Annotated in this window: 23 protein-coding genes; 13 read left to right on the plus strand and 10 right to left on the minus strand. The window is 66.3% G+C overall.

Annotated elements, in window-relative coordinates:
- Window positions 1-42: 42 nt before the first annotated feature.
- From NU1_RS20620 to NU1_RS20630, 3 genes are all read left to right on the plus strand, one after another.
- Window positions 43-1,047 carry an AurF N-oxygenase family protein gene (locus NU1_RS20620; protein WP_067523432.1) on the plus strand — a complete coding sequence of 335 codons (1,005 nt, stop codon included), beginning with the start codon at window positions 43-45 and terminating at the stop codon, window positions 1,045-1,047.
- Window positions 1,048-2,634 carry an FAD-dependent oxidoreductase gene (locus NU1_RS20625; RefSeq protein ID WP_067523433.1) on the plus strand — a complete coding sequence of 529 codons (1,587 nt, stop codon included), beginning with the start codon at window positions 1,048-1,050 and terminating at the stop codon, window positions 2,632-2,634. It begins immediately after the preceding gene.
- Window positions 2,635-3,404: 770 nt separating this feature from the next.
- Window positions 3,405-5,489: an Hsp70 family protein gene (locus NU1_RS20630; protein WP_157552654.1), complete on the plus strand. Its 2,085-nt coding sequence runs from the start codon at window positions 3,405-3,407 to the stop codon at window positions 5,487-5,489.
- Window positions 5,490-5,763: 274 nt separating this feature from the next.
- On the opposite strand, the gene NU1_RS20635 is transcribed toward NU1_RS20630, so the two are convergent.
- The 3 genes from NU1_RS20635 to NU1_RS20645 all read right to left on the minus strand — a co-directional run bounded on the left by NU1_RS20635 (window position 5,764) and on the right by NU1_RS20645 (window position 7,787).
- A complete protein-coding gene (locus tag NU1_RS20635; RefSeq protein WP_067523435.1) occupies window positions 5,764-6,525 on the minus strand; it encodes an SDR family NAD(P)-dependent oxidoreductase in 762 nt (253 codons plus the stop codon).
- A 144-nt stretch (window positions 6,526-6,669) separates the two neighbouring features.
- Entirely contained in the window at window positions 6,670-7,320 is a 651-nt protein-coding gene (locus NU1_RS20640) for an HAD family hydrolase (protein ID WP_067523436.1), read from the minus strand.
- Entirely contained in the window at window positions 7,320-7,787 is a 468-nt protein-coding gene (locus NU1_RS20645) for a winged helix-turn-helix transcriptional regulator (protein ID WP_067523437.1), read from the minus strand. Before NU1_RS20645 ends, NU1_RS20640 begins: the two co-directional genes overlap by 1 nt.
- Before the next feature lie 77 nt (window positions 7,788-7,864).
- Here NU1_RS20645 and NU1_RS20650 point away from each other — a divergent pair, with 77 nt between their 5' ends.
- Window positions 7,865-8,569 (plus strand): nitroreductase, encoded by a 705-nt coding sequence (locus NU1_RS20650; RefSeq protein WP_245720221.1) that lies wholly within the window; start codon window positions 7,865-7,867, stop codon window positions 8,567-8,569.
- Between the two features lie 20 nt (window positions 8,570-8,589).
- On the opposite strand, the gene NU1_RS20655 is transcribed toward NU1_RS20650, so the two are convergent.
- Window positions 8,590-9,030 (minus strand): nitroreductase/quinone reductase family protein, encoded by a 441-nt coding sequence (locus tag NU1_RS20655; protein ID WP_157552657.1) that lies wholly within the window; start codon window positions 9,028-9,030, stop codon window positions 8,590-8,592.
- Between the two features lie 147 nt (window positions 9,031-9,177).
- Here NU1_RS20655 and NU1_RS20660 point away from each other — a divergent pair, with 147 nt between their 5' ends.
- A complete protein-coding gene (locus tag NU1_RS20660) occupies window positions 9,178-9,396 on the plus strand; it encodes a hypothetical protein (protein WP_067523438.1) in 219 nt (72 codons plus the stop codon).
- 159 nt (window positions 9,397-9,555) lie between these two features.
- On the opposite strand, the gene NU1_RS20670 is transcribed toward NU1_RS20660, so the two are convergent.
- The 5 genes from NU1_RS20670 to NU1_RS20690 form a co-directional block, all read right to left on the minus strand.
- The gene (locus NU1_RS20670) at window positions 9,556-10,545 is read right to left on the minus strand and encodes a sirohydrochlorin chelatase (RefSeq protein WP_084521649.1); all 990 of its coding nucleotides are present in this window, start codon (window positions 10,543-10,545) and stop codon (window positions 9,556-9,558) included.
- Window position 10,546: 1 nt separating this feature from the next.
- The gene (locus NU1_RS20675) at window positions 10,547-11,845 is read right to left on the minus strand and encodes a sulfate adenylyltransferase subunit 1 (RefSeq protein WP_067523440.1); all 1,299 of its coding nucleotides are present in this window, start codon (window positions 11,843-11,845) and stop codon (window positions 10,547-10,549) included.
- Window positions 11,846-11,960: 115 nt separating this feature from the next.
- The gene (cysD, locus tag NU1_RS20680) at window positions 11,961-12,896 is read right to left on the minus strand and encodes a sulfate adenylyltransferase subunit CysD (RefSeq protein WP_067523441.1); all 936 of its coding nucleotides are present in this window, start codon (window positions 12,894-12,896) and stop codon (window positions 11,961-11,963) included.
- Window positions 12,893-13,612 (minus strand): phosphoadenylyl-sulfate reductase, encoded by a 720-nt coding sequence (locus NU1_RS20685; protein ID WP_067523559.1) that lies wholly within the window; start codon window positions 13,610-13,612, stop codon window positions 12,893-12,895. The genes cysD and NU1_RS20685 overlap by 4 nt, the downstream gene beginning before the upstream one ends.
- Window positions 13,613-13,627: 15 nt before the next feature.
- Window positions 13,628-15,418 carry a nitrite/sulfite reductase gene (locus NU1_RS20690; protein WP_067523442.1) on the minus strand — a complete coding sequence of 597 codons (1,791 nt, stop codon included), beginning with the start codon at window positions 15,416-15,418 and terminating at the stop codon, window positions 13,628-13,630.
- Window positions 15,419-15,805: 387 nt separating this feature from the next.
- Between NU1_RS20690 and NU1_RS20695 the strand changes: the two genes are divergently transcribed.
- The 7 genes from NU1_RS20695 to NU1_RS20725 all read left to right on the plus strand — a co-directional run bounded on the left by NU1_RS20695 (window position 15,806) and on the right by NU1_RS20725 (window position 22,809).
- On the plus strand, window positions 15,806-16,213 hold the full coding sequence (locus NU1_RS20695; RefSeq protein WP_067523443.1) for an SgcJ/EcaC family oxidoreductase: 408 nt from the start codon (window positions 15,806-15,808) through the stop codon (window positions 16,211-16,213).
- A gap of 175 nt (window positions 16,214-16,388) precedes the next feature.
- Window positions 16,389-17,600, plus strand: a complete 1,212-nt coding sequence (hemW, locus tag NU1_RS20700) for a radical SAM family heme chaperone HemW (protein WP_084521672.1) — start codon at window positions 16,389-16,391, stop codon at window positions 17,598-17,600.
- A 272-nt stretch (window positions 17,601-17,872) separates the two neighbouring features.
- On the plus strand, window positions 17,873-19,015 hold the full coding sequence (locus NU1_RS20705; RefSeq protein ID WP_067523444.1) for an epoxide hydrolase family protein: 1,143 nt from the start codon (window positions 17,873-17,875) through the stop codon (window positions 19,013-19,015).
- A gap of 63 nt (window positions 19,016-19,078) precedes the next feature.
- Window positions 19,079-19,657: a thioredoxin family protein gene (locus NU1_RS20710; RefSeq protein WP_067523445.1), complete on the plus strand. Its 579-nt coding sequence runs from the start codon at window positions 19,079-19,081 to the stop codon at window positions 19,655-19,657.
- Between the two features lie 165 nt (window positions 19,658-19,822).
- Window positions 19,823-20,863, plus strand: coding sequence for a heat-inducible transcriptional repressor HrcA (gene hrcA, locus NU1_RS20715; RefSeq protein WP_067523446.1), 1,041 nt, complete (start codon window positions 19,823-19,825; stop codon window positions 20,861-20,863).
- A 46-nt stretch (window positions 20,864-20,909) separates the two neighbouring features.
- Entirely contained in the window at window positions 20,910-22,064 is a 1,155-nt protein-coding gene (gene dnaJ, locus NU1_RS20720; protein ID WP_067523447.1) for a molecular chaperone DnaJ, read from the plus strand.
- A gap of 4 nt (window positions 22,065-22,068) precedes the next feature.
- Entirely contained in the window at window positions 22,069-22,809 is a 741-nt protein-coding gene (locus NU1_RS20725) for a 16S rRNA (uracil(1498)-N(3))-methyltransferase (protein WP_067523448.1), read from the plus strand.
- 289 nt (window positions 22,810-23,098) lie between these two features.
- Here NU1_RS20725 and NU1_RS20730 read toward each other — a convergent pair whose 3' ends face one another.
- Window positions 23,099-24,328: an MFS transporter gene (locus NU1_RS20730; protein ID WP_067523449.1), complete on the minus strand. Its 1,230-nt coding sequence runs from the start codon at window positions 24,326-24,328 to the stop codon at window positions 23,099-23,101.
- Window positions 24,329-24,429: 101 nt separating this feature from the next.
- Between NU1_RS20730 and NU1_RS20735 the strand changes: the two genes are divergently transcribed.
- Window positions 24,430-25,320, plus strand: coding sequence for a LysR family transcriptional regulator (locus tag NU1_RS20735; protein WP_067523450.1), 891 nt, complete (start codon window positions 24,430-24,432; stop codon window positions 25,318-25,320).
- Window positions 25,321-25,323: the final 3 nt, after the last annotated feature.

Here is a 25,323-nt window from a genome sequence, read left to right on the forward strand (position 1 = left end):
GACACAGTTACCCGGCACTGAACTGGAGAGGCTGTGACGACGATGTCCGTAGCCACAACGCCCATCGACGACCCTGTGGTTGCCGAAGCTCAGGAATACGCGCAGAAACTTCTGCTGCTTTCCGAAGGGTCGGTCAACAAGAACTTCGATCCGTTCGACGACATCGACTGGGATAACCCTGACTTCGACGCGAACACCAAGCCCGAGCGCTGGATTCTCCCCGCGTCCGCCGACCCGCTCGGCCGCCACCCCTGGTACCAGGCGCTCAGTGACGAACAGAAGATCGCCATCGGCAAGTACCGCCAGTCCAATATCGCCAAGGTCGGCTTGCAGTTCGAGTCCATCCTGATCAGCGGCATGGTGAACCACACCTTCTCGCTGCCCAATGGTGATCCGGAATTCCGGTACTGCACCCACGAGATGTCCGAAGAGCTGAACCACACCCTGATGTTCCAGGAGATGGTCAACCGCATCGGCATCGATGTGCCCGGTATGGGCCCGATCGTGCGCCAGCTGCGCCACCTCGGTGTCCCGGTGGCCGTGCTGTTCCCGAACCTCTTCTTCATGGCGGTGCTGGCGGGCGAGGAGCCCATCGACCACATCCAGAAGCAGATCCTGCGTTCCGGTGAGAACGTGCACCCGATCATGCGCGGCGTCATGGCGATTCACGTCGCCGAGGAAGCGCGCCACATCTCCTTCGCGCACGAATTCCTCAAGCAGCATGTGCCGGAGCGGGGTGCGCCCCAGCGTCTCGTGCTCTCGGTCGCCATGCCCATCATCATGTGGATTCTGGGCCGCTCCATCGCGACCCCGCCCAAGGCCTTCTTCGAGGAGTTCGATATTCCGGACAAGGTCCGCAAGGAGCTGTTCTACGGCTCCAAGGAGGCCAAGCAGGTCTTCGCCGACTACTTCGTGGACGTGCGGGCGCTGGCCAAGGAGATCGGGTTGATCAACCCGGTATCCAAGGCGGTCTGGAAGCTGCTGCGTATCGACGGCGCGACCTCGCGCTACCGTTCGGAGCCGCTGCGCGGCAACAAGGTGGCGTAGATGCCCTACGTCGTCACGCAGTCCTGTTGCAGCGACGCCTCCTGCGTCTACGCCTGCCCGGTCAACTGCATTCACCCGACGCCCGATGAGCCCGATTTCCGGACGGCGGAGATGCTCTACGTCGATCCCCAGGCTTGCGTGGACTGCGGCGCGTGCGCGACCGCCTGCCCGGTGGACGCGATTGTCTCGACCAAGAAGCTGACCGACGAGCAGCTGCCGTTCATCGAGATCAACGCCGACTTCTACCGCGAGGAACGGCCGCGGCCACTGCTGGCGCGGCCCATTCCCGCGCCGGAGGTGAAGCCGGGTCGGGAACCGTTGCGGGTGGCCGTCATCGGCTCCGGACCGTCGGCCATGTACGCCGCCGACGAGCTGCTCACCCAGCACCGTGTATCGGTGACGGTACTCGATCGGCTGTCGACGCCGTATGGTCTGGCTCGGTTCGGCGTCGCGCCGGATCACACCAAGACCCGCAAGGTGAGTACGCTGTTCGACACCATCTCGGCGCAGCCGGGCTTCGGTTCCTATCTGAACGTTGAAGTCGGCCAGCATATTTCGCATGACGAGCTGCTGAAGCACTACCACGCGGTCGTCTACGCGGTGGGTGCCTCCGCCGATCGCAAGCTCGCGATCGCGGGGGAGGGGCTGCCGGGCAGCGTCTCCGCGACCGAATTCGTGGCCTGGTACAACGGCCATCCCGATCACGCCGATCGCTACTTCGATCTATCGCAGCGGCGAGTCGTCATTGTCGGCAATGGCAATGTGGCCCTTGATGTCGCGCGCATTCTGACCACCGATCCGGAGCTGCTGGCCGGTACCGATGTGTCGCCGAAGGCGCTGACCGCGTTGCGGCGCAGCAAGATCGAGGAAGTCGTCATTGTCGGACGGCGTGGACCGGCCGAATCCGCTTTCACCGTGCCGGAATTCGTGGGTCTGCTCGGTGCGGACGTGGATATCGTGGTCGAGGGTGAGATACCGGAAACCGTGGCGGGACAGTCGCAGAAGGTCGAGCACAAGCTGAAGCTGCTGCGCGGATTGGCCGAGCGCCCCACCGGTGGACGCAAGCGCATCGTGCTGCGGTACCTGTCCTCGCCGAACGCCATTACCGGTATCGACCGGGTGACCGGTGTGGAGTTGGTGCGCAATGAGCTCGTGACCGACGCCGATGGTGTCGTGCGTGCCGTGGCCACCGATGAGACCGAAACGCTGGAGACCGGCCTGCTGCTCACTTCGGTCGGGTACCGGGGCGTGCCGCTGACCGGACTGCCGTTCGACGAGCAGGCCGGGGTCATCCCGAATCTCGACGGTCGGGTGCTGGAGTCGGCCGGTGGCGCGGTGGTATCCGGGACGTATGTCACCGGGTGGATCAAGCGGGGACCGACCGGTTTTATCGGCACCAATAAGTCCTGCGCTCAGGAAACTGTGCGCCAGCTGGTCGACGATTTCAATGCCGGACGGCTGGCCGAACCCCGCGGCAGTGCGGGTGACGTCGATCGGCTCATTGCCGGTCGGCAGCCGAATGTCATTCGGGGCGGTGCGGCCAACCAGCCGCGGCGTTCGCTGCGACTGCTGGTGCGCAGTCGGTAGCACCTTCGAGACAACGGCCGCCGCATGCGACTTGTTCGCATGCGGCGGCCGTCGTTCGTGGGGCGGTTGGTTTCTTCGTGTGTGTGTTGTGTGATCTTCCGGTCTTGCCATCGGCGGGGGTGCGTGACATCCCCTGGGTGCCGGTCGGACTCACGATCGAGCAGGCGGCCAAGCCTTATTCGATCCCCGGGCATCGGGTGAGCAACCGAACAGTGACCCGAATTTCGCTGTGTTGTACGGACGTTGCGGTTTTCTTTGCTGGACTCTTATCGCCTACCGGTTGGTATGAATTGGTCGTTCGCTGAGTTGTAGCCACAAAGCAAGACTGGTCGGTATTTAGGGGCTGCTGGTTCGCTTCGATCTTGATTCATTAGTTGCCCAACCAGTAGATTCGCAAACTTGGCTACTGGTCATGAAAACTTTTCCCGCAATTCAACATTCGTGTCCGGCATGGGCCAGCTAACCTGAACGCGCTGTTTGGTAAACGACCGCGACCACATGGTTGTGCGACGTGGGGCCGTGGTCACGGTGCGTTTGACGGGATGGCGATGACTGTTGGCTTTGGTATGAGCATCGGCACAGTGAACTCTGTATGGGCACTCACTGGCTCGAATTCACGGGCGAGCGGTGATCGAAACCGGCCAGCTGTGCGGGTTCGGCGAACCGCTATTACGTTCGATAGCGCGGGGGGTGCCCGAATTGGCGGAATTCCCCGATTTGCTCCGGTAGTAACGGATTTCGCCGATCTCAGCCGCGAACCCGATCCGGTAGTGGTCGGTGGCCGGATCTGGTCGCCCGCGGACCTGCTGGCCGCGGTGGTGAATGGGCTCATCGAAACCAATGCGCCCGAGACTCCGGCGGTCACCACCTATCCGGCAAGCTATTCGGAGAAGTACGTGCACCGCATGCGACGGGCACTGGACTGGTCCGGGGCGGCCGATATCACCCTCATGCCCGAACCCGTCGCGGCGGTGGAATGGCTCGATGCCCAGCACGGTATCTCCGAGAACGGCCTCACCCTCGTCTACGACCTGGGCGGCAACAGCCTTGATATCGCGGTGGTGCGCACCGAGGAAGATCGCGGTGAGCGCGGCGTCCTCGGTCGCGCCGCACGATCGCACGACTACGGTGGGCGACCACTCGGCACATTGCTGGCCCGATATGCGCGCAGTATCGCGCCCGATGCCACCCAGCCGGTATCGGTGGTGGTTCCGGCCGCCGATACGAGTCGCCTGCGCAGCTGGCATATTCGCAATTCGCTACGCCTGGTACGTGCCTGCGTGCACCGGTCCGGTTTGAGCATGAACCACATCGACCGGGTGCTGCTCATCGGTGGTGCGGCCCGGCCGGCCGAGGTGGCGCGGGCGCTCACCGAACTGGGATTGCCCATTGTCATGTCGCCGGATCCGGCGCATACCGTGGCGGTCGGCGCGGCCATCGCCGCGGCCCGCAATGCCGAAGGTGCCTCCAATATCGGCAAGTACGCGCCCAAGGCGGCCGCCCTGGGCGGTGCGGCGGTGGCTTCGGCGCTGGCCATGTCGGCCGCCAGCATGCTCGGCGGCGCCCCCGGCGCCCCCGGCTTCCAGGCCGCGCTCGACAATGCCGGGGCCACAAAGACTTCCGGGACCGGCGCGCACGACGTCCTCCTCCTCGACGACGTGAGCGCCGGTCCCGGGAGCCGCGTGCACGGGGTGAGTCCCGCCGCGGCCATCCGCGGCTACGGGGCGGTCGCGGGACCGGTCGCCCCCACGGTGACCAGTGTGTGGTCCGGCGGACGGCCGGTGAGCAAAGCGCGGGGCGGCAATCACTGCGATACCCGTTCCATCTCGGGCAGTCTCACCTATGCGGACCCGACGAAGTTCATCAATCCGGTGCCGTTCCAGACCTCGCCCTCGTCGATCGGTGTTCCGGTGCAGGTCGGGCCGGTGAAACCGGGGCAGCTGCCATCGGTGAGTCTGCCCGGTGGACTGCCTGGGCTGCCGGGGACACCTAATACGGGGCAACCGATTTCGGATCCGATCGAGGTGCCGCAGCCCGGCACCCCCGGTGTCGAGCTGCCGGGGACCACTCCGGTCGGCGGGGTTACGCCGGAGATTCCCGGGGTGCCCGGAACCGTACCCGGCGCACCGAGCCCTGGACTGCCGGAGGTGCCCGGAACCGTTCCCGGCGCACCGAGCCCCGGCGTGCCGGAGGTGCCCGGGGGCACCGCACCGAGCGATCCCGCGAATTCGGGAGGGACAGCAGGTGGGGGTACGACGGATCCGGGTGGTGTGATCGGCGGAGGTGTCGACACCGGAGGGTCGAGCCCCGGTGGCGGGACCGGCGGTACGCCCTCCGATGGTGGTACGGGCACCGGTGGTGGAAGTACCGATGGCAGTGGAACTTCCGGTGGGACCACCGGTGGCGGTACCGCGACCGGTGGCTCGACTTCGGGTGGTTCCACGTCGGGTGGTTCGACTTCCGGTGGTGGTTCCGGTGGTGGTTCGACGTCGGGTGGTTCCACGTCGGGTGGTTCGACTTCCGGTGGTGGTTCCGGTGGTGGTTCGACCTCGGGCGGCTCGACGTCGGGTGGTTCCACGTCGGGTGGTTCGACTTCCGGTGGTGGTTCCAGTGGTGGTTCGACCTCGGGTGGTGGTTCCGGTGGTGGTTCGACTTCCGGTGGTTCGACCTCGGGTGGCGGCACGTCGGGCGGGTCGACGTCGGGTGGTTCCACGTCGGGTGGCGGCTCTACCTCGGGTGGTTCGACCGGCGGTTCCTCCGGCGGAACATCCTCGGGTGGAACATCTTCCGGCGGCTCCTCCGGCGGTAGTGGGGGAGGCGGCGGTGGCGGTGGCGGTGGTGCTGGTGGCCGCTGACCACGAAACCGCGAACGCTCGCGAATCACCTATCCACACAATCGGCTACCGATGTCGCCCGTCGGGTAGCCCGTCCAGACGGCCGACCGTCATACCCCCGGTGTGACCCAATTTGACGGTCGGCTTGTGCCGCCCAGCACTACCGGAGATTCGTCGCCCCTGCGGCCTTCCGGATCGGTGCCGGTCGGCATCGGAGCCAGCCCACCCCGCGTCGTTCCTCGTGCCCCCGACGCGGTGTGGGCTTCCTCTGTTACTGCGTCCCTTGTGATTCGGCTCAGCGAGCCGTGAATCCACCGTCGACTGCCAGCGCCGCGCCTGTGACGAAGCTTGCCTCGTCGCTGAGCAGGAAGGCGCAGAAGGCGGCGATCTCCTCGGGGCGGGAAATTCGACCCAGCGGATGCAGTGCGGCAATGGCGGCCTCACCCTCCGGGGTGGCACCCATGGAATTGCGGAAGGCCGGGGTATCGATCGCACCGGACACTATGGCATTCACCCGAACTCCGCGCTCCGCGGACTCCAGCGCGACGGCGCGGGTCAGGCCCACGACGCCGTGCTTGGCTGCCACGTACGGCGCGACCTGCCCCATACCCACCACGCCGAGATTGGACGCGTTATTGAGGATCGCCCCGCCGCCCGCCGCCACCAACGCTGGAACCTGGTGGCGCAGACCGTAATACACGCTGGTCAGGTTCAACTCGATATCGGCCCGCCACCCGGACTCGTCGATCTCCTCGACATTGCCGAAGGTGTTCAACGCCCCCGCATTGTTGAAGGCCGCGTCCAGCCGCCCGAATTCGGCGATCGCGGCGGCGGTCAGACGTTCCACATCCGCCTCGACGGTGACATCGGTGGGCACGAACGCGGCCCGTCCGCCGGTCGCCCGGATCTCCTCGACCATCCGGTCACCGGCCTCCTTACCCCGCGCGCCCAACATGACCGCGCCGCCCTCGGCGGCAATGCGCCGCGCGACCGCCGCGCCGACCCCGGAGGTGGCACCGGTGATCAGGACAACCTTCGACTCGAAACGAGAATCCATCGCTCTATCCCCTTGCGGTAGGCATTTTTTGTTGACGTGTCCAGTAAACGTCGAATCAAGGGGTGGGTCTGGCGGGAATCGGTCGTCGCATTTGATATGTCATGTAATTGACCGAGGTGATCGATATCAAGCGATAAATGCAGGTCAGGCGGGTGTGAGTAGGTCCGGCAGGGCATCGAGGCTGTCGACAACCGTCCCATACCGGCTGGCCTGAGGCAGCTCCGCGTGCAGGTACCCCCACGGGCCCCGGCGAATCAGTACAGGGTGCATGCCCACGGCGTGGGCGGGCATTACATCGTTGTCGACCCGATCGCCGACGTAGCAGATCTCCGCCGCCTTGACTCCCGCTACCTCCTTGACCTTGAGAAAGAACTCCGGGTCCGGCTTCTCGAGCTCCCATTCGGCCGAGGTGTAGATGGCGTCCACCGGCAACCCCATCCGCTCCAGTGCCGCCTTGGCCTGCGGTGGCTGATTACCCGCGATGATTACCGTGAGCCCACGGCTGCGCAGTTCGCTCAGTGCCCGGCGCACATCCGGATACAGATCGTCGGCATCGAAATTGACCCGCAAACTCTCGGGCTCGGCTGCGGCCCAAGCGATTTGCTCGGCCTCGAGATCGATTCCAGGGGAGAGGAGTTCGAAGGCATCACGAAGTGGACGCCCGGTGGCGGCCATACCGCCGATCACCCCGAGCATGGCGAAGCGGGACACCCCGAGACGGTCGGCCCACCGACTCCAGATCCGCGTCTCGTCGATCAGCGTCTCACCCACATCGAACACCACTGCCTTGGTCATCAGGCCAGCGTATCGGTGCCGACCGTCATGCCGGGGCCGGGCGTCGGGGTTACCTCACGGGCCGTCACTTCCGTACGGCAGGAATCGCATTCGAGCCTGACGTGCGCCTCGCCGTCGCAGTCGCGGTGCCCGTAATGCACGGGTGGACCATCGGAGGCCATGTAGGTGTCGCCCCAGTCTCGAATGGCCATGAGAATCGGGTAGATGTCATGGCCCTTGGGGGTGAGGCGGTACTCCTCGTGCGGGCCGTCGGTGGCTTGCTGCTTCACCAGAATGCCGTGTTCGACCAGCCGCGCGAGGCGGTCCTGCAGTCTGCTGCGGGAGATGCCGAGAGTGGTCTGGAAGTGATTGAACCGTCGTACGCCGGTGAAGGCGAACTTGAGGATCAAGAGGGTCCAGCGGTCGCCGAAGATCACCAGGGGCCGTGTGATCGAGCACGGGTAATCGGCGAGTTCTTCGTAGCGCACCTGTCGATGCTACTCGGATGGTTCCGAAATGAGACCGACCCCTGCTAGTGTTCGGTCTCGAAAAGAGACCAGATCTGATGGAGGCTTCGACCATGGCGGATACCGGCACCGAGCAGTACGAGGTGCTGCGGAGCATCCTCGACGAACGGTGGACCTGTCGGCAGTTCCGGCCCGATCAGGTCCCGCGGGAGACCATCGAGCGGCTGCTCCGGCTCGCGCAGCGCACCCCCTCCTGGTGCAATACCCAGCCGTGGCAGGTGATCGTCACCTCTGGTGCGGGCACCGATCGCTTTCGCAAGGAACTCCTGGAGCATGTACCCACCGCCGCTTCCGAATCGGACTTCGACTTCCCGGCCAAGTACGACGGAGTATTCCGGGATCGCCGCCGGGAGTGTGGATTCCAGCTCTACGACAGCGTGGGTATCGTCAAGGGCGACCACGCCGGCACCATGCGCCAGGCCGTGCGCAACTTCGAACTCTTCGATGCCCCGCATGTGGCGATCGTGACCAGCGAAGCCGATCTCGGCGTCTACGGCGCGGTCGACTCGGGTCTCTATATCGGCAATTTCCTTTTGGGCACACAGAGTCTCGGGCTGGGTGCGGCACCGCAGGCGGCGCTGGCGAGCTATTCGCCGTTTCTACGCGAGTACTTCGAGATTCCGGAGCATCGTCGAGTGGTTGCCGGAATCTCCTTCGGCTACGCCGACTCCGAGCATCCGGTCAATGGATTCCGCACCCGCCGCGCGGATCTCGACGAGGTGGTGACCTGGCACTCGGAATGAGGATCAGGACGACGTGAGGTTCACGGCTTCGTGGCCGGGGTCAGCACGGCTATCGGGAGGAAGCGGCTGCCGGCCTTGCGCTGGTAGTCGGCGAAAAACGGTGCCCGCTCGACGATTTCGCGGAAGAGCTGGTCCCGTTCGGCCCCGTCCGCGACGCGCGCGTCCGCCGCGGTGGTTTCGGCTCCGATGCGGAGTTGGGCGTGCTCGGCTGCCCGGAGGTTCTTGAACCACTGTGGGTCGTTCGCCATCCCGCCCGCGGAGCCGCAGACCAGATACTTGCCGTCGTGGTCGAAGTAGGCGACCGGCACCGTGTGCGGTGTCCCGGTCTTTCGGCCCGGCACGGTCAGCAGCATGACCGGGAGGCCCTTGACCGAGCCGCCGACCTTGCCATTGGTTCTGCGGTAGAGCGCTGTCGTGGCGGATTGGCCCAGAGTGACGATCTTCTTCATGGCTGGGTTCATGGCGAACTTCCGTTCGGAGGTGCTTTTGAACCAGTGTCGCGCGGATGAGTACTCGGGTGTTTCGATTTCGGGGACGTGAATGGTCCGCAGTAGGTATCGTGCGGGCGACACTTGTGAAAATACGGTCTTTCAAAAGGGAGTTCCATCATGCGCATTATGCTGCGGACCGGCGTTATCGCCTTCGGAATCGGCGCTGCGGCCCTCGTGGCCGGGCCCGCCTCGGCCGAGATTCCTCTGGAACAAGCTCCTGCCGTCGAGGTAGTCACCCCCGACGCCACGCACGCTGCCCCCATCCTGGGTGACGGTGACGCGATGTGCTCGCAGGTCACCGGATCGTTCGGCAAGGACTACAAGGCCTGCATGTAGGACGTGCCGCATGGGCGCGATTGCCACTGTCGGCCAGGCGGTTCCCGGGCAGGAACAACGCTTCGGCCGACAGGATGGATTGGTGCTCCGCCGCGCGATATGTGTGACGGCCCGGTCGGCGGCATTGTCCGGTGCGACCTCCAGCCCGGTGTGCGACAGTCAGGCCGACAGCGTGAGCGGCATCGCGATCGCCGCGTCGTAGCGGTCCCAGACGATATCGGTGAGTGCCGGGTGCGCTCCGATGACCTCGGCGTGTGCCAGGTCGGGGGCGTTGGCCAGGAGCCGGTCGGTGAGTAGGCCCGGAGCCAAGAACCAGGGTGCCACCAGCACCTGATCGGCCCCGCGAGCACGCAGCCGAGCCACCGCCTCGGCCACGGTCGGTTCCGTGGTGGCGAAGCATATTTCGGTATCCCAGCCCGTCATCACGGTCAGCCGATGTGCGACCCGCGCCGTGCGGGCGTTAGCCGCGCCGGAGCTGGAACCGACGGCCGCTACCGCGATGCCGACCCGCTGTGACGGTCGACCATGAGGTGACCGGCCCTGTGCGGCAAGGGCTTCCAAGGGGCGATCCCACGTCGAGGTGAGGCGGGGCGATGGCCCGCCGGGGAAGGCACGCGGCACGCTCGCGGGCGGTGTGTCCGAAAGCGACTCGCTTACCCGATCCCGAAGCGCCTCGACGAGGCGCGGATCCGGCCCGAGCACATCGGCCTGCGTCAGCCGTAGCCGCGGGTGTCGCGAGCGCGCCTCGGCCAGTAGTCCGGGTAGATCCACGCGCGCGTGAAATGCGCTGCCGAGCAGGAGCGGTGCCACTAGGGCATGCGAATGGCCTTCCGCCGCAATGGCGTCCACGACCTGATCCACCGAGGGGGTACTGAGGTCCAGAAATGCCAGTCGCACATCGATATCCGGCCGGGCGGCCGCCACCTGCTCGACCACGGCATGCATGGTCGCGGCCGATCGCGGGTCGCGGCTTCCATGTGCGACCGCGATGAGCGCGGGTGCGCGCACTCCGCCAGCGGTGGGCACCGGCGCGGCGCAAGCCGTTCCGAACGGCGTGAATTCGGACGCCGCCGCGCAACGGTTGGGCGACGGCTGTCCGATGCCGCCCGACGGCGCCACCGAGGCGGGGCCGTGGGGAGGCGGGTTCATCTCAGACCCCGATTTCCGCGCCGACCTCGACCTTGGTCAGCACATCGCCGACCAGGCCCGCGGCCAGGGTATTGCCGCCCGCCGGGTCGATGAGCAGGAAGCTGCCGGTGTAGCGGTTGACGCTGTAATCGTCGGCCGCAATGGGCTCGGCGACGCGCACCGAGATCCGGCCGATGTCATTGAGCGCCAGCGACTCCGGATCGGGCGCGGCCGCCAGGTGCTGCTCATCGAAACGCTCGATGAGCGCGCCGACAATGGCCTGGGTGGTGCGGGTGCCGTGCTTGAGCAGCAGGCGCGCGCCGGGGCGCAGCGGCTTATCGCCCAGCCAGCACACCGTGGCGTCGAAGGAATCGATCGGCTCGGGTGCGTCATCGGCGGCCACGATGGTGTCGCCCCGGGAGACGTCCACATCATTGGCCAGGATCAGTGTCACGCTGCGGCCGGGCTGCGCCGAGGCCAGCTCGCCATTGGGGGTGTCGATGCGCTCGACGGTGGTGCGGGTGCCGGACGGCAGCACGATGACCTCGTCGCCCTTGCGGACGGTGCCCGCGGTGACCTGGCCCGCATAGCCGCGGTAATCCGGGTATTCGGCGGTGCGCGGCCGGATTACGTACTGCACCGGGAAGCGCAGCCCGACCTCGTGGCGGGTGCTGTCGGCATCCACCGGCACCGACTCCAGGTACTCGATGAGTGAGGGCCCGTCGTAGTACGGAGTGTTCTCCGAGCGGGAGGCCACATTGTCGCCGTGCAGCGCCGAGACCGGAATCTCCACGACATCCTCGGCGGCCCAGCCGAGCTTGGCGGCCAGCGCCGCGAATTCGTCACGGATGGTGGCGAATACGGCCGCCGGATCATCGACGAGGTCGATTTTGTTCACGGCGAGCACGAGTTTCGGCACACCCAGCAGCGCCATGACGGCGGCGTGGCGGCGGGTCTGCTCGATAACACCCTTGCGGGCATCGACCAGCAGGATCACCAGTTGCGCGGTGGACGCGCCGGATACCGTATTCCGGGTGTACTGCACATGCCCCGGCGTATCGGCGAGCACGAAAGACCTTGCGGGCGTTGCGAAGTAGCGGTACGCCACATCGATGGTGATGCCCTGTTCGCGTTCGGCGCGCAGGCCGTCGACGAGCAGTGACAGATCCGGGGTGGACAGGCCCTTGTCGACCGAGGCGCGGGTGACCGCGTCGATCTGGTCGGCGAGAACGGATTTCGTGTCGTACAGCAGGCGTCCGACCAGGGTGGACTTGCCGTCGTCGACACTGCCGGCGGTGGCCAGTCTGAGTAGGTCGGACATCAGAAGTAGCCCTCTCGCTTACGGTCTTCCATGGCTGCCTCGGAGACACGGTCGTCTCCCGCCCAGGATTGGACGCCGTGCGCCACGTTCGGTGTGGTGAGCGGTATGACACGCATCAGAAATAGCCCTCTCGTTTGCGGTCTTCCATCGCTGCCTCGGAGACACGGTCGTCTCCGCGGGTCGCGCCACGTTCGGTCAGTCGGGAAGCCGCCACCTCGGCGAGAATCGCCTCGTTGTCGGCGGCCTCGGAAAGAATCGCGCCGGTGGTGGATCCATCGCCGACGGTGCGGTAGCGCACCGACTTGACGAGCAGTTCCTCATTGTCGTTCGGGCCGCCCCAGGAGCCGGGGGTCATCCACATACCGTCGCGCTGGTACACCGGGCGCTCGTGGGCGTAGTAGATGCTGGCCAGCTCGATATCCTCGCGGGCGATATAGCGCCAGATATCCAGTTCGGTCCAGTTGGAGATCGGGAACACCCGCACATGCTCACCCGGAGCGTGCTTGCCGTTGTACAGGTTCCACAGTTCGGGTCGCTGCCGCTTGGGATCCCAGCGTCCGAAGGAGTCGCGCAGCGAGAAGATGCGCTCCTTGGCGCGCGAACGCTCCTCGTCGCGGCGGCCACCGCCGAAGACCGCGTCGAAGCGGTTCTCATTGATGGCGTCCAGCAGCGGCACGGTCTGCAGCGGATTGCGGATTCCGTCCGGGCGCTCGGTGAGCCGCCCGTCGGCGAGGTACTCCTCGACGGAGGCCACATGCAGCCGCAGGCCGTACTTCTCCACCACATGATCGCGGAATGCGAGCACTTCGGGCAGGTTGTGCCCGGTGTCCACGTGCAGCAGCGCGAACGGCAGCGGCGCGGGCCAGAAGGCCTTGAGCGCCAGGTGCAGTAGCACCGTGGAGTCCTTGCCGCCGGAGAACAGGATCACCGGTCGCTCGAACTCACCCGCTACCTCGCGGAAGATGTGAATGGACTCCGACTCCAGCGCGGCCAGGGTGTCGAATTCTGCTTCGAGCGGAGCTCGGACATCGGATACAGCTATTGAAGTCATGAGGCGTGCAACCCGCATTCGGTCTTGGCGAGGCCAGCCCAACGGCCGCTTCGCGGATCGGATCCCGGTTCCGGCTTCCGTGTGCACGGAGCGCAACCGATGGACGGATATCCCTCTTCCACAAGGGGATTGACGAGAATGCCATTGGCCTCGATATAGGCGGCCATCTCCTCATCGGACCAGGCGGCGATCGGATTGATCTTCACCAGCCCGAAGCCCTCGTCGAAGGAGATCAGTGGCGCATTGGCGCGGGTGGGCGATTCCACCCGACGGATGCCGGTCACCCAGGCGTTGTAGCCGGACAGCGACTTGGTCAACGGCACCACCTTGCGCAGCCGGCAGCATTCGGCGGCGTCCCGGGCGAACAGATCCTTGCCCAGCAACTCATCCTGCTGCGCCACAGTGTTTTCCGGTTCCACATTGACGATATTCACGCCGTACACCAGCTCTACCGCGTCGCGGGTGCCGATGGTCTCCGCGAAGTGGTAGCCGGTATCGAGGAAGAGGATGTCGACATTCGGATGCACCTGTGCGGCAAGCTGTACCAGCACCGCGTCCTGCATATTCGAGGCGACGATGTAATCGTTGCCGAAGGTGTCCTCGGTCCACTGCAGCAGTTCCAGCGCGGTGGCATTCGGACCCAGTTCGGCCGCGCCCTTCTCGGCGATGGCGCGAAGTTCGGCTTCGGCGAGTTTCGTTGTCGGTTCCATTGTCATGACCAGTTCTCCCAACTACCGCAGGTCGGCCTCGTCGGCGCGGACAGCCCACTGCGCGAACCGCTCTTCACCGTCGCGGTTCTTGACGAAGTTGCGCACCACGCGCTCGATGTAATCGCCGAGCTCGGTGCTGGTCACCTTGTGCTGACGCAGCTTGCGACCGAAGCCGCTGTCGAGCCCGAGGCTGCCACCGAGATGAACCTGGAACCCCTCGATCTGATTCCCCTCGCCATCGTCGACGAGCATGCCCTTGAAGCCGATATCCGCGATTTGCGAACGGCCGCAAGAGTTCGGGCAGCCATTGATATTGATGGTGATCGGCACATCGAGGTCGGCATTGATATCGGCCAGCCGGGTCTCCAGCTCGGGAGCCAGCACCTGCGACCGCTTGCGGGTCTCGGTGAACGACAGTTTGCAGAATTCGATACCGCTGCAGGCGAGGAGGTTTCGCCGCCAGTGCGACGGACGGCCGTGCAGGCCCAGCGGCTTCAACTTCTCGATGAGCTCTTCGACCTTGTCGTCGGCGACGTCGAGGACAATGAGCTTCTGGTACGGCGTGAACCGAATGCGGTCGGAGCCAATGCTTTCCACCGCGTCGGCCACCTGCTGCAGGATGGTGCCCGAGACGCGACCGGCAATGGGGGAGAAGCCGATGGCATTGAGACCGTTGCGCAGTTTCTGCACACCGATGTGATCGATGGGCCGTTCGGGCTTCGCCGGTGCGGGACCGTCGATGAGCTTGCGCTCGAGGTATTCGGTTTCGAGCACTTCGCGGAACTTCTCCACGCCCCAGTCCTTGACCAGGAACTTGATCCGCGCCTTGGTGCGCAGGCGGCGGTAGCCGTAATCGCGGTACAGCGAGACGACCGCTTCCCACACATCCGGCACCTCTTCGAGGGGCACCCAGGCGCCGAGGCGCTGGGCCAGCATCGGGTTGGTGGACAGGCCGCCGCCGACCCAGAGATCCAGGCCGGGACCGTGTTCGGGATGCTCGACGCCGACGAACGCGACGTCATTGATCTCGTGCACCACATCCTGCTGACCGGAGATGGCGGTCTTGAACTTGCGCGGCAGGTTCGAGTACTTCTTATCGCCGATGTAGCGCTTGACGATTTCGTCGATGGCCCAGGTCGGGTCGAGCACCTCACCGAAGGACTCACCCGCCAGCGGAGATCCGAGCACCACGCGTGGGCAGTCACCGCACGCCTCAGTGGTCTGCAGGCCGACCTCCTCGAGCCGCCGCCAGATCTCCGGCACATCCTCGATCCGAATCCAGTGGTACTGGACGTTCTCGCGGTCGGACAGATCAGCGGTGTCGCGGCCGAACTCGGTGGAGATCTCGCCGAGGACGCGCAACTGCCGGACGCTGAGCGCACCGGCGTCGCAGCGCACCCGCATCATGAAGTACTCGGCCTCGAGTAGGTCGATATTCTCGTCGCCGGTCCAGGTGCCGTCGTAGCCCTGTTCACGCTGGGTGTAGAGACCCCACCAGCGCATGCGGCCACGCAGATCGGCCTTGTCGATGGAGGCGAAACCCTGCTTCGAGTAGATGTTCTCGATGCGCGCGCGCACATTGAGCGGGTTGTCGTCCTTCTTGCTCTGCTCGTTCGCGTTCAGCGGCTCGCGGTAGCCGAGCGCCCACTGTCCCTCCGACTTGCGTCGCACCGGCTTGCCGGTGCGTTCGCGCGGCGCGACGGGCGCTTCGGAACGCGGACGGTCCGGACGCACCCGTCGCTCGGCGGCGGGACGTTCGGGACGGGTGGAGTGAGCGGGATCGGAACTGGTGGCGTCGGTGCTCGACGTCATGAGGGTCGCTCCTGAGGGTCTTACGGGCAGGCGTGAGGGGCTGGCTCCCGCCTGGCGATGTCAGCCGAACCGGTCGCTCGACGTCGAAGGACGCCGGGATCCGGGAAGAATGGGGAGCCGATCTACCGGAGGCTTCCGGCCAGACAGCTCGCGCTGCAGACGCGCTTGAAGTCGACATGGCGTCGCGCCACGAGTCGTACTCCAAGTCCGGTCATAGAGGTTATTGTGCCACCTCAATGGGGTCGTTCCGACCCCTCGTGGCTATTTTCCGCACTTTCCCGGGAAATCGCCTGGACACGTGACCGGATTTGTGACGCGTCTCATAGGCAGGGCGGTTACCCGTGCACGGCTTGACCTCGAGTGGGGTCGAGGTTCGAAGATCGTGTCATGACAACTTCGGACATCGACACCACCGCCGACATCGAAGCCCTGCACGCCGTCGTCGCGGCCGTCGACAAGGCGCAGCGAGCCGAGGATGCCGACGCCTTCCTGGCCCTGTTCCACCCCGACGCCATCTGGACCACCGGCGGCGGCAAATTCCTCAATGGCCTCGACGAGATCTCCGCCTTCACCCGCGCGGTCCTGCCCGGGGCCACCAAGGACGGCTACGCCACCTATGAGGCGTTCTTCATCCGCTTCATCCGCCCCGATGTGGCTGCCGTCAAGGTTCGCCAGCAGTACTTCACCCACGACGGCGAACTCTCCGCCGAAGGGTCCCCGCTGTACGGCATGACCAAGGAAGACGGTCGCTGGGTGATCACCTTCGCCCAGAACACCCCCGTTGTCGATCACTGAGCCGAAGGCATCCGGCACACCGTAGGAGAGGGGCCACCCGGCACCACTGGGCCGCTGGGCTCCGAGCTCGCCCGCCGCGCGTCGGGTGAGCGCCCACGGGCGGGCATTTTGTTCGCACTGGCCAGCCGGTCGAGGCGAGTGCGGTGTGACCCGCGCGACCGGTCACACTGGTGAGGTGACATCCACCGGGACCGCCGCACCGACCACCGCGGAACAGCCCGTGCTGACGCTGCGCGATTTCGGTGGCGGGCCGTTCGGGATCTACGTCCACGTGCCGTTCTGCGCGACGCGGTGCGGATACTGCGATTTCAATACCTATACGGCGGGGGAGTTGGGGACCTCGTCCTCGCCGCAGTCCTGGTTCGAGGCGCTGCGTGGGGAATTGGAAACGGCGGCAAAGCAATTCGATGCGTTGCCCACCGTGACGCCGAAGGTCGAGACGGTATTCGTGGGCGGCGGCACCCCGTCGCTGCTCGGTGGGGACGGACTCGCGAACGTGCTCGACGCCATTCGCGCCAACTTCACCCTCGCGGCGGATGCCGAGGTGACCACCGAATCGAATCCGGAATCCACCGCACCGGAATTCTTCGAGCGGCTGCGCGACGGCGGATTCACCCGCATCTCCCTCGGCATGCAGTCGGCCGCCGCGCACGTCCTGAAAATCCTCGATCGCACCCACACCCCCGGCCGTGCCGTCGCCGCCGCGCGCGAGGCCCGGGCCGCCGGATTCGACCATGTCAACCTGGACCTCATCTACGGCACCCCGGGCGAAACCGACGCCGACCTCGACGCCAGCCTCGACGCGGTGCTCTCGGCGGGCGTGGACCACGTCTCCGCGTACTCCCTCATTGTCGAGGACGGCACCGCCCTGGCCCGCCGAGTCCGCCGCGGCGAACTCCCCGCCCCCGACGAAGACGTCCTCGCCACCCGTTACGAGCGCATCGATACGCGTCTGCGCGCGGCGGGCCTGGACTGGTACGAGGTCTCCAACTGGGCCGCGAACGATGCCGCCCGCTGCCGCCACAACCTCGGCTACTGGGATGGCGGCGACTGGCTCGGCGCGGGCCCCGGCGCCCACAGCCACGTCGGCGGCACCCGCTGGTGGAATGTGAAACACCCCGCGCGCTACGCGGATCGAGTCGCCGACGGCGTACTTCCGGCCGCGGGCTGGGAACTGCTCACCGACGAGGAGCGCTACACCGAAGGGGTCATGCTCACCGCCCGCCTCCGCACCGGCCTACCCCTGGCCGACCTCGACGCCGACGGCCGCGCCGCCACCACCCGGGTCATTGCCGACGGCCTGGCCGAACGCTCCGGAGAGCACCTCATTCTGACCGATCGTGGCCGCCTGCTGGCCGACGCCGTGGTCCGCACGCTCCTCACCTGAGGTCCATCCGACCTGGGGCCAACCCATGGCTCACCTCCTCGTTCGCCGCCCCTCGTCATTCCGGCGTGCTTTTGGCCGGAATCCACTACCTGATCAATGGTGGATCCGGCCAAAAGCACGCCGGGATGACGGGTGGGTGCCGGGCCGGGATGACAGGTGGGAGCCGGGCCGAGTCGGCAGGGATGGAAACCGTGTCGCGCTGACAGCGCAGCGGACTACGCTGATGTCTACCAGGGCTTTCGGGTCAGTGTTCCGGCTGCGAGGAATTCGTCATGTTCGACGACGACATTGTCCCTTTCCAGGTCGAGGTCGGTCGTGCCGAGTTATCGGACCTGCGGCGCAGGCTCGGTGAAACCCGTTGGCCGGCACAGATTTCCAATGTCGGCTGGACGCGCGGCGTACCCCTGGACTACCTGCGGGAACTGGCCGGACACTGGGCCGAGCGATTCGACTGGCCCGCCTGGGAGAAGCGGCTCAACTCGCACCCGCAGTACACCACCCTGATCGACGGCACCCGAATCCACTTCCTGCACATACGTTCCCGAAAACCCGATGCCATCCCGCTGCTACTCCTGCACGGCTGGCCCGGCTCGGTACTGGAATTCCTGGATTTGGTCGAACCGCTCACCGATCGGGGCGCCACCGGCCCGGTCTTCGACCTGATCATCCCGTCCCACCCCAATTTCGGATTCTCCGGACCCACCCCGGATACCGGCTGGGACGGCACCCGCATCGCCCGTGCCTATGCCGAACTCATGCGCCGCCTCGGCTACCCCCGCTACGGCGTGCAGGGCGGTGATTTCGGCGCGTTCATCGGCCCCGACCTGGGCCGGATCGATGCCGACCGCGTTATCGGCGTCCACGTCAACGCCGCCACCATGGGCTTCATCCCCTACGGGCCGGTCTCGGACCGGGAGATCGAAACCCTCACCGAACTCGAACGTATCCGTCTGATGCGGCTCGGCAAATTCCTCTCCGACGGCAGCGGCTACTTCCAGATCCAGGGCACTCGACCGCACACCCTCGGCTTCGCCCTGGCGGACTCTCCGGCGGGCCAGTTGGCGTGGATCGTGGAGAAGTTCGAATCCTGGACCGGCACCGACGGCTCCCTCGAAGACCGCGTCGATCGCGACCACATGCTCGCCAATATCTCGGTCTACTGGTTCACCAACACCGGCAGCTGCTCGGCCCAGATGTACTACGAATCCCTGCACACCCGAAACCTCCCCACCCCCTCCAAAACACCGACGGCCGTAGCCAATTTCGCCGAGGACGTGGCCATCCGCCGCTACGCCGAACAGGTCAACACCATCACCCGCTGGACCGACTACGACTCCGGCGGCCACTTCGCCGCCATGCAAACCCCCGACATCCTGGTCGACGATATCCGCGCCTTCTTCGGTGATCTCCGCTGATCGATCCGGGTCCCATCGCCCGCCACTCTGCGCACGACCGCCCATTCGGCGCAGAATAGGGATATGGCCCTGAAATCGCTGATGGTCCAGCTCGGTACGCCCGCACCGGATTTCACCCTGCCCTCGATCGACGGTGCAGCGGTATCGCTCGGCAGCTTCGCTGATCAGCCCGCCTTGCTGGTGGCGTTCCTGTCGAATCACTGTCCGTACGTACAGCGCATCGAGCGGGCATTCGGGGCGATCACGGCCGAACTGCGGGCGGAGGGGCTGGCCACCGTCGGCATCTGCAGCAACGATGTGCACGACTATCCCGACGACGATGCCGAGCACCTGCGCGAACAGGTACGGCGGGCGGGTTTCCAATTCCCGTACCTGATCGACGAATCCCAGGAAGTGGCCAAGGCGTTCCGTGCCGCCTGCACGCCGGACCTGTTCCTCTACGGCGTCGACCGGCGGCTGGCCTACCGCGGCGAATTCGACGCCGCCCGCCCCGGCAACGACCTGCCCTCCGATGGTGCGTCGCTGCGATCGGCCATATCGCTGGTATTCGCGGGTGGGCTGGTGCCCGAACCACATCGGCCGAGTATCGGCTGCGGTATCAAGTGGAAGCCGGGGAATGAGCCGCGGATGACCGTTCTCTGACCCGGAGACGCGGCCGTCCGACCAGCTCGGGACGCGTGCCCGGGTGATTCGTCCGCGGGGAATTAGACTGGATTTCGGATGAACCGGGAATTCCCCGTAGACCGCTGTGCCGTGACCCGGCCGTGCGGTCGGTGAAACCCGAAGGCGAACGAGGAGGTGGGGCCCATGTCGAGTACCGAACAACGACGGCTCGAGGTCCTGCGAGCGATCGTGGCGGACTACATCTCGACCAAGGAGCCGATCGGGTCGAAAAGCCTGGTGGATCGGCACAATCTGGGAGTGTCCAGCGCGACCGTGCGCAACGATATGGCAGTGCTGGAGGCCGAGGGGTACATCACCCAGCCGCACACCAGTTCCGGCCGCATCCCGACCGATAAGGGCTACCGGCAGTTCGTCGACCACATCTCCGAAGTGAAGCCGCTGTCCACGGCCGAACGTCGCGCGATTATGGAATTCCTGGAGAGTGGCGTCGACCTCGACGATGTGCTGCGGCGCGGAGTGCGACTACTCGCACAGCTGACCCGTCAGGTGGCCATGGTGCAGTACCCGACGGTTACCGCGTCCACGGTGCGGCACCTCGAGGTGGTGGCCTTGAATCCCGCGCGGCTGCTGCTCGTGGTGATCACCGATTCCGGTCGAGTCGATCAGCGTCTGGTGGAGCTCGGCAATGTCGTCTCCGAGGAAGATCTGGCCGCCCTGCGCGGCATGCTCGGAAAGGCCATGGACGGCAAACGGCTCGGCGCGGCCTCGGTCGCGGTCGCCGAACTGCCCAATAACGCGCCGGCCAAGCTACGTGATGTGTTGATCCGGGTATCGACCGTGCTGGTGGAAACCCTTGTCGAACATCCCGAGGAACGCCTCGTCCTGGGTGGCACCGCCAACCTGACTCGCAATGCCTCCGACTTCGCGGGTAATGGATTCCCGGGTTCGCTGCGTGTGGTGTTGGAGGCGCTCGAGGAGCAGGTTATCGTCCTGAAATTGCTGGCAGCGGCACAGCAGCCGGGTACGGTGACCGTGCAGATCGGGGAGGAAACCAAGCTGGAGCAAATGCGTGGCACGGCGGTGGTGTCCACCGGCTACGGGCTGACGGGTACCGTTCTTGGGGGTATGGGTGTGCTCGGTCCGACGCGAATGGACTATCCGGGGACCATCGCCTCGGTGGCAGCGGTCGCCCGGTATATCGGTGAGGTGCTCGCCGAACGGTGAGCCCGCCTCGAGTGTGAACAGATCAGGACAGGACTAGAGAGCGCAAGTGGCACGGGACTATTACGCACTGCTCGGTGTCGCGCAGAACGCGACCGACCAGGAGATCAAGCGCGCCTACCGCAAACTGGCGCGCGAACTGCATCCTGATATCAATCCGGATCCGGCGGCGCAGGAGAAGTTCCGGGAGGTGTCGAGCGCCTACGAGGTGCTCACCGACCCGGAGAAGCGGCGCATTGTCGACCTCGGCGGCGATCCGCTGGAATCCGGCGGTGGTATGGGCGGCGGCTTCAATGGCGCGGGCTTCGGCGGCCTCGGCGATGTCTTCGAGGCATTCTTCGGCGGCATGAGCGGCTCCGGCGGCCAGCGTAAGCCGCGGGGCCGGGTGCAGCCGGGCGCGGACTCGCTACTGCGGACCCGACTGTCGTTGCAGGAGTGCGCGGTCGGCGTCACCAAGCATTTGACCGTCGACACCGCGGTCCTCTGCGATCTGTGTCAGGGCGCGGGTACCAATAACAACTCCCAGCCGGTCCGCTGCGAAACCTGTGGTGGCGCGGGCGAGGTCCAGACCGTGCAGCGCTCGTTCCTGGGCCAGGTCATGACCTCGCGGCCGTGCCCGACCTGCCGTGGCGCGGGCGAGACCATTCCCGACCCCTGCCGCAAATGCGGCGGCGACGGCCGGGTGCGGTCGCGTCGTGAGGTGGCCGCGCCGATCCCGGCGGGAGTGGCCAGCGGTATGCGCGTGCGCCTGGCGGCCCAGGGTGAGGTGGGTCCCGGTGGCGGTCCGGCCGGTGATCTCTACATCGAGATCGTCGAACAGCCGCACGACACCTTCGTGCGCGACAGCGACGATCTGCACTGCACCATCCGGGTGCCGATGGTCGATGCCGCGCTCGGCTCGACGGTGGTTATCGACACCATTCTCGACGGCCCGGTCGAACTGACCATCCCCGCGGGCACCCAGCCCGGCGAGGTTTCGGTGCTGCGCGGCCACGGCATGCCCAAGCTGCGTGCGAACTCGCGCGGCGATCTGATCGCACACCTCGACATTGTGATTCCGACCAAGCTGGACGGTAAGCAGACCGAGTTGATGCGCAAGTACAAGGGCCTGCGCCCCAATGAGCGCACCGAGGTGCTCTCGACTCAGTCCGAGCACAACAGCGGCCTGTTCGCCAGGCTGCGAGCCTCCTTCAGCGGACGCTGATCCCTTGGCCGCCACCGTTTTCTACCTCGACGAGGTGCCCGCGCCGGGCAGCACCGCGGTACTCGACGGCCCGGAAGGACGGCACGCCGCCACGGTGCGCCGTATCCGGGTCGGTGAGCCGATCATGCTGTCGGACGGCCACGGGGTCCTCGCCGATTCGGAAGTGGTTGCGGCCCAAAAGGATCGACTCGAACTGAAGATTCTCGACCGACGCGTGGCCGACCCGGTCACCCCGCAGGTGACCGTGGTCCAGGCCCTCCCGAAGCACGACCGCTCCGAACTCGCGGTCGAGCTCATGACCGAGGCGGGCGCGGACGCCATCATCCCGTGGCAGGCCGCCCGCTGTGTGGCGAATTGGGAAGCCAAGGCGCACAAGGCGGTAGAGAAATGGCGGGTAGCCGCCAAACAGGCGGCACGCCAGTCTCGGCGTCCGTATATCCCGGATGTCACCGACCTGCACCGCACCGTGGACGTGGTGGACCTGATCCGCACCGCGAAGGCCAATGGCGCGGTGGTCGCAGCCCTGCACGAATCGGGTGCGGGCCGCTTCACCGATCTGCCGTTCGACGGCGTATCCGAGGTGGTCCTGATTGTGGGACCCGAAGGCGGCCTGGACGATTCGGAACTGCGCGCCCTCGCCGAGGCGGGCGCCGATATCGTGCTGCTCGGGCCGACCGTGCTGCGCACCTCCACTGCGGCGGCCGTGGCGCTCGGCGCCCTGGGTGCGCTCACACCTCGCTGGTAGACGCGATATCAGCACCGTTCGGCCAGTACGCGTTGCCCCCGCCGGTCGGCATCCCCCGTCATACTGCCGGTCGGTAATCCCCCGTCATCCCGGCATGTTCATCCCCCGTCATCCCGGCATGTTTTTGGCCGGGATCCACTACCCGTCAGACGTGGATTCCGGCCAAAAGCGCGCCGGAATGACGAAGGGGGCCAAGTGACATCGCGGCCCTAACGTGGTTGGAAGCCACATGTTCGGTGCTCGCGGTCTCGGCCCCCGGGCTCTTCGATCGCAGCGCCACAGGTGACCTTCACGCGGTGACAGCTCCGGCCGCAGCGGTCCCCACGCGCACCGAAACAGCGCGCAATGCGATCATCAGGCCCGCTGCCACGGCAATCAGTACGGCCACGTAGCCGACCAACCCCGCCCAGCCCAGACGGCCGAAGGCAATGCCCGCCAAGCCGCCGACTATCGAATTACCCAGGTAATAGGCGAACAGGTAGAGCGAGGACGCGGCGGCGCGACTACCGTTCGCTGCCGCGCCGACCCATCCTCCGGCCACCGCGTGCGCGCCGAAGAAGCCCGCGGTACACAGGAATACGCCGATCAGGATGGTGGGCAGGCGGTCCGGGAGGGTGATAGCCACTCCGCAGCCCATGACGACGATCGCCGCACCGAGCACGCGGGCGCGCCCCACCCGGTCCGCCAGCCGCCCCGAAAGCGTCGCCGACGCGGTACCCGCCAGATACATGATGAATACCGAACCGGCTGTGGCGGCGGATAATTCGAACGGAGCGCTGGTCAGCCGGAAGCCGAGGAAGTTGTACATGGCGGTGAAGCCGCCCGCCAGCACGAAGGCCAGCCCGAAGAGCGGCAGCAGTGTGCGATGTCGCAGCTGGTCGGCCAGATCGGCTGCGACAGTGCGGATATCGATCGGTCCGGTGCTGAACCGCCGCGACGGCGGCAGGGCGCGGGTGAACCAGATCGTGCACACCGCCGTCGCCACGGCCACCGCGGCCGCCGCCCACCGCCATGACGCGGTCTCCAGGGTGACCGCCGGAATCAGCCGTCCCGCAAGACCTCCCACCGTCGTACCGGACACGTACACGCCCATGGCGGTCCCCAGTCCGGTGGAGCCGATCTCCTCGGCCAGATACGCCATCGCCACCGCGGGCACGCCTGCCAGCGCCAGACCCTGCAGGGCCCGCCCGGCCAAGAGCACGTCGAGGGTCGGGCTGAACGGCAGCAGCAAGCCGATAGCGCAGGTCGTCACCGCCGACACCCGCATCACCCGCGTGCGGCCGAACCGGTTCGACAGCACACTCACCGGCACGATCGCCACCGCCAACAGCCCCGTCGTCAGCGATACCGCCAAGGCCGCATGCGCCGGGGCCGCCCCGAAGGTCGCCGACAGGCTCGGCAGCAGTGCCTGCGCGCTGTACATCGAGGCGAAGGTCGTCAGCCCCGCCGCGAACAGCGCGAGGGTGATTCGACGCTCGTGTGCTGCGGTATCGGGTGGCTCGACGGCTGCGGTAATCACCTATAGAGCATGCGCACGCTGGGCATATGAAAGGAAATGCATAATGAATGCGGAGTTGTTGCAGCAGCTGCATTAGCCGAGCTACCAAGGGGAGGCCAGCGATGACCAGTGACGAGCTGCACTGGTTCACCACGCTCGCCGAACTGGAACGCGTCGGCGCGGCCGCCGAACGCCTGCATCTGACCCAGCCCACGCTCTCGCGCATGCTGGCCCGCCTGGAACGCCGCCTCGGCGTGCGCTTGTTCGACCGTCACGGAAAACGCCTGACCCTCAATGACTTCGGCCGCGTCTACTACGAGCACGCTCGCCGTGCCCGGTTCGAACTCGACGCCGCCGCCCGCGAACTCGCCGATCTCGCCAACCCCGCCCAAGGCACGGTACGGCTGGCATTCCAGCATTCCATGGGCGCACGGGTGGTTCCCGAGCTCATCGCGGGCTTCCGCCGCACGTCCGGCCGCGTCACCTTCACCCTGACCCAGGACGCCTCCGACACCGTGACCGCCGCCATCCTCGCGGGCACCGCCGACCTCGGCCTGGTCTCGCCGAAACCCACCGCCGGTGGCGTGGGCTGGCGTCCGCTCCTGGTCCAACGCCTGGCCCTGGCACTGCCCGCCGACCACCGCCTCGCCACTCGCCGCCAACTTCACCTGGCCGAGGCCGCCGACGCGGATTTCATAGCCATGCGCCCCGGCTTCGGTATGCGCCATGTCCTCGACGACCTCTGTGCCGCAGCCGATTTCCGCCCCCGCATCGCCTTCGAATGCAGCAATCTGAGCACCATCGCGGGCCTGGTCGCGGTCGGATTGGGTGTTTCGGTGCTGCCACTCGAGGATCTGCCGGTGATCGGCCCACATCCGGGGCTGGCACTGGTTCCGATCGCCGATTCGAACGCCATGCGCGAGGTGGGCATGATCTGGTCAACGGGGGCGGCCACCTCGGAAGCGGTCCGCCGATTCCGGGACTTCGCTTTCGCCTGGGCCGCGGAACAATGATCG

This window comes from Nocardia uniformis NBRC 13702 (genome assembly GCF_001613345.1).
Lineage (GTDB): Bacteria > Actinomycetota > Actinomycetes > Mycobacteriales > Mycobacteriaceae > Nocardia > Nocardia uniformis.

Coding starts and splice junctions, on each gene's coding strand:
- cysD (WP_067523441.1), bottom strand. CDS start 12,896: ATGACTTCAATAGCTGTATCCGATGTCCGAGCTCCGCTCGAAGCAGAA.
- NU1_RS20620 (WP_067523432.1), top strand. CDS start 43: ATGTCCGTAGCCACAACGCCCATCGACGACCCTGTGGTTGCCGAAGCT.
- NU1_RS20625 (WP_067523433.1), top strand. CDS start 1,048: ATGCCCTACGTCGTCACGCAGTCCTGTTGCAGCGACGCCTCCTGCGTC.
- NU1_RS20735 (WP_067523450.1), top strand. CDS start 24,430: ATGACCAGTGACGAGCTGCACTGGTTCACCACGCTCGCCGAACTGGAA.
- NU1_RS20660 (WP_067523438.1), top strand. CDS start 9,178: ATGCGCATTATGCTGCGGACCGGCGTTATCGCCTTCGGAATCGGCGCT.
- NU1_RS20710 (WP_067523445.1), top strand. CDS start 19,079: ATGGCCCTGAAATCGCTGATGGTCCAGCTCGGTACGCCCGCACCGGAT.
- NU1_RS20705 (WP_067523444.1), top strand. CDS start 17,873: ATGTTCGACGACGACATTGTCCCTTTCCAGGTCGAGGTCGGTCGTGCC.
- NU1_RS20640 (WP_067523436.1), bottom strand. CDS start 7,320: ATGACCAAGGCAGTGGTGTTCGATGTGGGTGAGACGCTGATCGACGAG.
- NU1_RS20695 (WP_067523443.1), top strand. CDS start 15,806: ATGACAACTTCGGACATCGACACCACCGCCGACATCGAAGCCCTGCAC.
- NU1_RS20690 (WP_067523442.1), bottom strand. CDS start 15,418: ATGACGTCGAGCACCGACGCCACCAGTTCCGATCCCGCTCACTCCACC.
- hrcA (WP_067523446.1), top strand. CDS start 19,823: ATGTCGAGTACCGAACAACGACGGCTCGAGGTCCTGCGAGCGATCGTG.
- NU1_RS20650 (WP_245720221.1), top strand. CDS start 7,865: ATGGAGGCTTCGACCATGGCGGATACCGGCACCGAGCAGTACGAGGTG.
- NU1_RS20685 (WP_067523559.1), bottom strand. CDS start 13,612: ATGACAATGGAACCGACAACGAAACTCGCCGAAGCCGAACTTCGCGCC.
- NU1_RS20635 (WP_067523435.1), bottom strand. CDS start 6,525: ATGGATTCTCGTTTCGAGTCGAAGGTTGTCCTGATCACCGGTGCCACC.
- NU1_RS20670 (WP_084521649.1), bottom strand. CDS start 10,545: ATGAACCCGCCTCCCCACGGCCCCGCCTCGGTGGCGCCGTCGGGCGGC.
- NU1_RS20655 (WP_157552657.1), bottom strand. CDS start 9,030: ATGAACCCAGCCATGAAGAAGATCGTCACTCTGGGCCAATCCGCCACG.
- NU1_RS20675 (WP_067523440.1), bottom strand. CDS start 11,845: ATGTCCGACCTACTCAGACTGGCCACCGCCGGCAGTGTCGACGACGGC.